At 73.3% G+C, this 6,327-nt stretch carries 9 protein-coding genes; 7 read left to right on the plus strand and 2 right to left on the minus strand.

The features are described from left to right. The 3 genes from ACWGB8_RS37280 to ACWGB8_RS37290 form a co-directional block, all read left to right on the plus strand. A partial coding sequence (locus ACWGB8_RS37280) for a hypothetical protein (protein WP_452218103.1) occupies positions 1-362 on the plus strand: 362 nt, incomplete at its 5' end. 277 nt (positions 363-639) lie between these two features. Next, positions 640-966, plus strand: coding sequence for a hypothetical protein (locus tag ACWGB8_RS37285; RefSeq protein ID WP_452218104.1), 327 nt, complete (start codon positions 640-642; stop codon positions 964-966). A 5-nt stretch (positions 967-971) separates the two neighbouring features. Next, positions 972-1,208: a DUF6296 family protein gene (locus ACWGB8_RS37290; RefSeq protein ID WP_452218105.1), complete on the plus strand. Its 237-nt coding sequence runs from the start codon at positions 972-974 to the stop codon at positions 1,206-1,208. A 50-nt stretch (positions 1,209-1,258) separates the two neighbouring features. On the opposite strand, the gene ACWGB8_RS37295 is transcribed toward ACWGB8_RS37290, so the two are convergent. Then, positions 1,259-1,780: an SMI1/KNR4 family protein gene (locus tag ACWGB8_RS37295; RefSeq protein ID WP_452218106.1), complete on the minus strand. Its 522-nt coding sequence runs from the start codon at positions 1,778-1,780 to the stop codon at positions 1,259-1,261. 99 nt (positions 1,781-1,879) lie between these two features. Further along, the gene (locus ACWGB8_RS37300; RefSeq protein ID WP_452218107.1) at positions 1,880-2,512 is read right to left on the minus strand and encodes a TetR/AcrR family transcriptional regulator; all 633 of its coding nucleotides are present in this window, start codon (positions 2,510-2,512) and stop codon (positions 1,880-1,882) included. A 68-nt stretch (positions 2,513-2,580) separates the two neighbouring features. Here ACWGB8_RS37300 and ACWGB8_RS37305 point away from each other — a divergent pair, with 68 nt between their 5' ends. The 4 genes from ACWGB8_RS37305 (at position 2,581) to ACWGB8_RS37320 (ending at position 6,266) form a co-directional block, all read left to right on the plus strand. Then, positions 2,581-3,348 carry an SDR family oxidoreductase gene (locus ACWGB8_RS37305; RefSeq protein ID WP_452218108.1) on the plus strand — a complete coding sequence of 256 codons (768 nt, stop codon included), beginning with the start codon at positions 2,581-2,583 and terminating at the stop codon, positions 3,346-3,348. A 133-nt stretch (positions 3,349-3,481) separates the two neighbouring features. Next, a complete protein-coding gene (locus tag ACWGB8_RS37310) occupies positions 3,482-4,297 on the plus strand; it encodes a S1 family peptidase (RefSeq protein ID WP_452218109.1) in 816 nt (271 codons plus the stop codon). Between the two features lie 101 nt (positions 4,298-4,398). Further along, a complete protein-coding gene (locus ACWGB8_RS37315) occupies positions 4,399-4,704 on the plus strand; it encodes a hypothetical protein (protein ID WP_452218110.1) in 306 nt (101 codons plus the stop codon). 470 nt (positions 4,705-5,174) lie between these two features. Beyond that, positions 5,175-6,266, plus strand: a complete 1,092-nt coding sequence (locus ACWGB8_RS37320) for a vWA domain-containing protein (RefSeq protein ID WP_452218111.1) — start codon at positions 5,175-5,177, stop codon at positions 6,264-6,266. Positions 6,267-6,327: the final 61 nt, after the last annotated feature.

Here is a 6,327-nt window from a genome sequence, read left to right on the forward strand (position 1 = left end):
GGCCCGCCGAGGAACTCGCACGCAGACTGCGGGCGGCGGTGGCCCCGGAGAGCGCGGCATGCCCGGCGGACGGCGCGCGGCGTGACCGGCCGGACCGGGACCGCCTCGCCGCGGCCATCAACCGCTGCCTGGGCCCCGCCCGACCCGGCCCGTGCCGCCAACTGGACGCCGCGCTGGTCCACGAGGCCGTGGAGGCCCTGCGGCGCACCGTGCCGCTGTGGGCGGACGAACCCCTCGGCACCGCCGCCCGCCGATTGTGGGAGTACCTCTACCTGTGCCTGCCGCTGACCGCGCTCGCGGCGGTGACGGGCGCCCCGGAAACCGCGCCGCCGCTCGACGGCACCTCGCCGTGTCCGGCGTGAGCGGCGCGGACGGTGTGTCGGGTGTCTCCGGCCTGGGCTCAGGCGCGGCGCACCCGACCGGCGGACGCCGGCACGGTGCCGGCCCGGCCTCGTGACCGCCGTGCGTTCCGCCGTCCGGGGCCGGAGCGCGGGGCGCCCGGCGCTGCGGGCGGCAGGACGGGCACCGCGCCGCCCGAATGCCGGCTCCGCTGCGCCGCCGCTGGGGGTTCACCCGACCGGCGGATCCGGCGACGCGTCCTCCTGGCGCTGCGCAGCGCCGCACGGCAGGGTGGTGCACATGTCCGACAACGCCGGGGACGCGTTCATCGCCGTCAGGCCCCGCCGTGTCGTGGTGGCCGGCATGCGGGAACTGTCCCGGCAGGCCGATGCGACCGCGCACGGTGCCCTGGGGGCCTGCCGCTGGGCCTTGGAGCCCCACCGGCCCGCCCCGGTCACCGGCCGCATCGTGGTCCTGCCGCTCGCCGAACTCGATCTCGCCGTGGAGGAGCGGGCCGCCATCAGTGCCGCCCGCAACCCGGACCTGCCGGACGCCGAGCGTGCGCGGGCCCGGGGCGCGGCGCGGGCCCTGGGCTGGATCCTCGGCTTCCAGCCCCTGGCCGGGTGACGGCCGTGCCGGCTCTCCCCGGCCCCGCCGCCGCGGGCCGTTACGTCCTGTGGCTGCGGGATGCGGCCGGGGCGGTGCACTCCGCCGTGGTGACCGCCAGCCGCCGCACCGGTCCGGCCGGGCACCGCATCTACGTCGACGACGGTGGCGGGCTGCAGGTCGAGATCACCGGAGGCGGCGAGCACCGCGTGCTGCGGTGCTCGGCCGGCCTGCGGATCACCTCGCTCGCCTGTCTGTCCTGACGGCCGCCCGGCCCGGCTCGCCTCGGGTGGCCGGGCGGGCGTGCGGCGGCTCAGGGCAGGAAAGCGTAGAACGGGCCGTCCGGGGCGTGGTTGCGGGAACTCAGCGTGACGTTGCGGCCCTGGAGATAGGCCCGGAACCACTCGCCGAAGGTCATCTCGTAGCGGGTCCAGGCCGGGCTGTCGAACTCCTGGACCACGACCCGCCAGGGCGACGACGGGTCGTCGGGGACGCGGAGGAAGACCGCTTCGCCCGTGGTGGCCGTCGCCACGGGTATCAGCTCACCGGGCGCCGTCCCCGCCGGGCTCGGCAGGAACTCCGCCATGTCGTCCTCGCGCCAGAGTTCGAGTTCCCGCCGGATGAAGTCGCCCAGGCTGTGGAGGAGATGGCCGGCGGGGTGCTTGAGGTACAGCTGGTTGTTGACCAGGACCGACCCGTAGGCGTCGATGATCGTGCGGAAGTCGGCGGGGAGTCCGCAGCCGAGGTCCCGCTCCAGTTCGATCCACGGGGCCGGGTCCGACCAGTTGAAGCGGGGTTCGCCCAACAGGGCCGTGATCTCCGGAAGTAGTGCCACCCTGGGGGTCCCTTCGGTACGTCGGGCTGCTGCCCGTACGGGAGTTGACTGCTCTGCGGGGCGACGGCCGTGCGGGTCGCCCTCGGCCGTCCGACACGGTCAGTCGGTTCGGGCGGGGCCCAGGGCGTCGTCCCCGAAGGCTGCGGCCAGGGCCTGGGTGACCAGGTCGGGCAGCGCGGGCCGGCCGTCCTCCTCGGCCCAGTGGACCAGGGCCGTGTGCAGGGCGGCCAGGCAGGCGCCCGTTGCCGCCCGGAGGCGGAGCGCCGCGGCGGGGCCGGTGGCGCCGCCGCCCCCGAGGGCGTCGACGATCGCCTGCTGGAGGGCGTAGTGGTTGTCGAGGTGCTTGGCGCGCAGGGCCGGTGTGTCGATCATGAGCCGCAGGCGGGCGAGGAGGAACCGGCCCTCCGCGGTCGGTTCGCCGCCGTCGCCGGTCAGTGTGGCCGCCGACTCGACGAGCGCGGTGCCGATCCGGCGGACCAGGGGCTGGTCGGCGGGTGACGCGGCGATCCGTTCGGCGACGAGCCGTCCGTGCCGGTCCGCGAGCACGAGGTCTTCCTTGGTCGGGAAGTGGCGGTAGACCGTCATGGGCGACACGCCCGCCGCCCGGGCGACGTCGGTCACGGTCGTCGCGTCGTAGCCGTGCTCGGTGAACAGCCGTACCGCGTGCGCCTGGACCGTGCGCTGCGTCTCGGCTCGCCGCTCGGCTCGCAGGGTTGAGTGCTGTTCGGGCATGTGGTAGACCCTACCTGACTGGTAGTCACTACCATATTGGTGGTGACTAACGGAAAGGGGTGGGCTGGATGAGCGGACAGCACGCAAGGACGGCCCTGGTGACCGGGGCGTCGCGCGGCATCGGACAGGCGATCGCCGTCCGGCTGGCGGCCAGGGGCGCAGCGGTGATCGTGCACTTCGGCACGGACGAGGAGGGCGCCCGGGCGACGGTCGCGACGATCGAGCGGGCGGGTGGCACCGCACTTGGCGCCGTCCGGGCGCAGCTGGGCGCGGACGACGACGTCGAGACGCTCTTCGCGGGAGCGGAGGCGGCGCTGGCCGGCCGCCCGCTCGACATCCTCGTCAACAATGCGGCCGCTGCGCCCGCCGGCCCGCTCGGCGCCACCACGCGGGCGGAGTTCGACCACCTCTTCGCGGTCAACGTGCGGACGCCGTACTTCAGCATCCAGCGGGCCCTGCCCCTGATGCGCGACGGCGGCCGGATCGTCACGATCTCCTCGGTGGCGACCCGGATGGCCAACCCCGCCCAGACCTCCTTCGCGATGACCAAGGGAGCGGTCGAGACGATGAGCCGGACGCTGGCCCAGGAACTCGGGGCCCGCGGGATCACGGTGAACGCCGTCGCCCCCGGGGCCACCCGGACCGCGACCAACACCGCCGTCTTCGAGCCGCCCGGCCTGGCCGAACTCATCGCCGACTCGACGGCGCTCGGCCGGCTCGGCGGGCCCGACGACGTCGCCGACGTGGTCGCGTTCCTCGCCTCCGAGGAGGCGCGCTGGATCACCGGGCAGGTCGTCGACGCGAGCGGCGGCCTGTTCCTGGGGCCCCGCGGCTGACGGCGGCTCGGACGGTCGGGGTCGGGGGAGGGGGTTACCCCCACCGTCCGTGGTCCGGCTGCCGGGATGGCCCGGTGGATCTTGAGTCGGGAGGGTGGACGCATCCGCATCCCCGAGGGAAGGAGCCCCTTTCGTGTTCACCTTGATGCAGGTCCGCCGCCGCGTGGCGCGCACCGCTGCCGTCGGCGCTCTCACCGTGGCGACGCTTGTCGGCCTCACGGCCGGCAGCGCCGGTGCGATCGTCAACGGGCGCGACGCCACCGAGCGCTATCCGTTCATGGCGACGATCCCGGAGTCGGCCCCGAGCGCCGGACTGTACGACGGCACCTGCGGGGCCTCGCTGATCGACCCGCAGTGGGTCCTGACGGCGGCCCACTGCGTGCAGGGCGACGGCCTCGAACTGGAGGGCATCGTCCGGATCGGCAGCGACCGCAGGAAGTCGGGGGGAACGGTCCGCGCCATCGAACGCATCGTCGTCCACCCCGGATACCTGAGCGGGGACGGGAAGGCCGCCAACAAGGACGACATCGCGCTGATCCGCCTCGACCGGCCGGTCGCCGAGAAGCCCGTCCGCATCGCCGACCGGGCCGGACGACCCGGCACCCCGACCCGCATCCTGGGATTCGGCACCACCGCCGACACCGAGCTGAGGTTCGCGGAGCGGCTGCAGGAACTCGACACCCGTACGGCGGCCCCGTCCGACTGCGCCGACGGCTACGCGGATCGTACCCGGCTGTGCACGGTCAGCCGGGTGCCCGGAGCCATGGCCTGCTTCGGCGACTCCGGCGGACCGCAGCTCCAACGCGGCAGGGGCGGACGGTGGGAGCTCATCGGCACCACCTCCGGCCCCGGAGCCCGGGGAGTCGCGTGCTCGGCCGGTCCGGGCCTCTACAGCGACGTGCCCGCGTACGCGCACTGGATCCGGACGACCGTTCGGCACCACGCCTGAGGTCCGGCGCGGGCCGGCCGTGCCGGGGGTGCCCCGGTACGGCCGGCCGCCGTTCGTCAGGCCGCAGGCCGACACCCCGAGCACCCCTCATGATGGTGCCCATGACGGACGAGCCCCTGACCATCTCCCTCGCCGAGCTTCGACAGGCGGTCGACGTGCTGCTGCGCCGCGTCGAGGCGGCGGCGGGCGGCGATGTCGTCGCCCTGGGGGCGGAGTACTTCTGGGCCGTCCCGCCGGACGAGCAGTACGACGTCGCAACCCCTCCCGGCGAGCTGACGATCGGGCAGCTGTCGGAGTCCTGGCAGCATCTGCGGGACCTCGTCGCCGAGCCCGACCGCGCGGTGGGGTACCACCTGGTGTGGCTCGCCGACGTCCTGCGGGCGATCGGCCGGGATCGTCCCGCGTAGGAGCCCGGTGGTGGTCCGCGTCGTGGAACTCCTACAAGCAGGAGTCGGCTGCCGAGGTGCTCGCTCCCGTCCCTCGCCTGGGCTGGGCCCGGGGCGGCCGTGGTGGGTGCCCGACCGGGCTGCGGGCGGGGGGTGGTCCTGTCGGGCGTGGGCCGCGAGGTTCCGCTGACCGGCCCCGCCGAGGCGTGTCCCCGGATTGACGGCCGGAGCGTGCGCAGCATTCCGCGGACGGCTCACATCAAGGCCGGCGAGTCGGGAGCGGAAACCCCGGCAGACCGGAATTCCCGACTTTCGGTCGGCAATCGTCGGCGCAGGGGCCGCCGAAGGAGTCGGATCCGGTTCGAGGCTGCCATCCATGCAGGTCAGGGCGGATTGTCAGTGGTCCGCCGTAGTGTGTAACCAACGTCGGAGGGGGCGCCGGAAACGGTGCCGGAAGAGACGTCACCATGGCGTTGGAAATGGGTGGAAGCATGTCTGCGAACAGGATCAACCACAAGGTCAACCACGTTTCGCTGGTGGTCGACAAGTCCGGCTCGATGCGTCAGCACGAGGCTCAGCTGGTGCGGGTGGTGGACGAGTTCGTGAAGGGCCTCCAGGAGGAGTCGGACCGGCTCGGGCACGAGACCCGGATCAGCCTCTACGCCTTCGACCACGAGGTGCAGAACCTCGTCTGGGACATGGACGTCAAGCACCTGCCGTCGCTGCGCGGTCTGTACCAGGTCGACAACGGGGCGACGGCGCTGATCGAGGCTGCGGTGAAGTCCATCGACGACCTGAAGAACATCTGGGAGGGCTACGGGGAGCACTCCTTCCTCCAGGTCGTGGTGACCGACGGCGAGGAGAACGCCTCCGGGTTCTCGGAGGTCGGCCGGATGCACACCCGCATGCCCGCCGGGAAGGGCCCCGCCGTCCTGCGCTCCTGGATGGAGCGGATCCACGGCGCGATGGACGCCCTGCCCGACCACTGGACGTCGGCGATCCTGGTCCCGAACTCGCTGGCCAAGCGCACGGCCCAGGAGTACGGCTTCCCGGCGGGCAACATCGCGATCTGGGACGCGGACTCCAGCAAGGGCGTGGAGGAGGCGATCGGCACGGTCAAGTCGGCGGCCACCAGCTTCCTGCGGGGGCGCGAGAAGGGCGTGCGCGGCACCAGGAACCTGTTCACCATGGGCCAGGACCTCAGCTCGGCCGACGTGACCGCCAACCTCGACGCGCTGGACCCCGGCAAGTACATCCTCGTCCCGGTGGACGAGCAGTTGCCGATCCGCGACTTCGTCACCGGCGCCGGCCACCCGTACAAGAGCGGCTGCGCGTTCTACGAGCTGTCCAAGCGCGAGAAGATCCAGGGGCGCAAGCAGCTCGCGGTGGCGGAGAAGGACCCGGTGACCGGCCGGATGACGGGTCGGGTGTTCTCGGGTCCGGCGGCCCGCCAGCTGCTCGGCCTGCCGGCGACGGAGGTGACCGTCAAGCCGGGTGACAACCCGTCGTACACCGTGTTCGTCCAGTCGACCTCCGTCAACCGGAAGCTGGTGGCCGGCACCAAGCTGCTGGTGATGCTGTAACCGAGGGCAGTGCGAAGCGCGGGTCCCCCGCACAGAGGTGCGGCGCGGCGAGGAGCCGCGC

The sequence above is a fragment of the Kitasatospora sp. NPDC054939 genome, assembly GCF_053610105.1.

Excerpts from the sequence above, each read along its gene's own strand:
- ACWGB8_RS37285 (WP_452218104.1), top strand. The coding sequence starts at position 640 with ATGTCCGACAACGCCGGGGACGCGTTCATCGCCGTCAGGCCCCGCCGT.
- ACWGB8_RS37320 (WP_452218111.1), top strand. The coding sequence starts at position 5,175 with ATGTCTGCGAACAGGATCAACCACAAGGTCAACCACGTTTCGCTGGTG.
- ACWGB8_RS37300 (WP_452218107.1), bottom strand. The coding sequence starts at position 2,512 with ATGCCCGAACAGCACTCAACCCTGCGAGCCGAGCGGCGAGCCGAGACG.
- ACWGB8_RS37315 (WP_452218110.1), top strand. The coding sequence starts at position 4,399 with ATGACGGACGAGCCCCTGACCATCTCCCTCGCCGAGCTTCGACAGGCG.
- ACWGB8_RS37305 (WP_452218108.1), top strand. The coding sequence starts at position 2,581 with ATGAGCGGACAGCACGCAAGGACGGCCCTGGTGACCGGGGCGTCGCGC.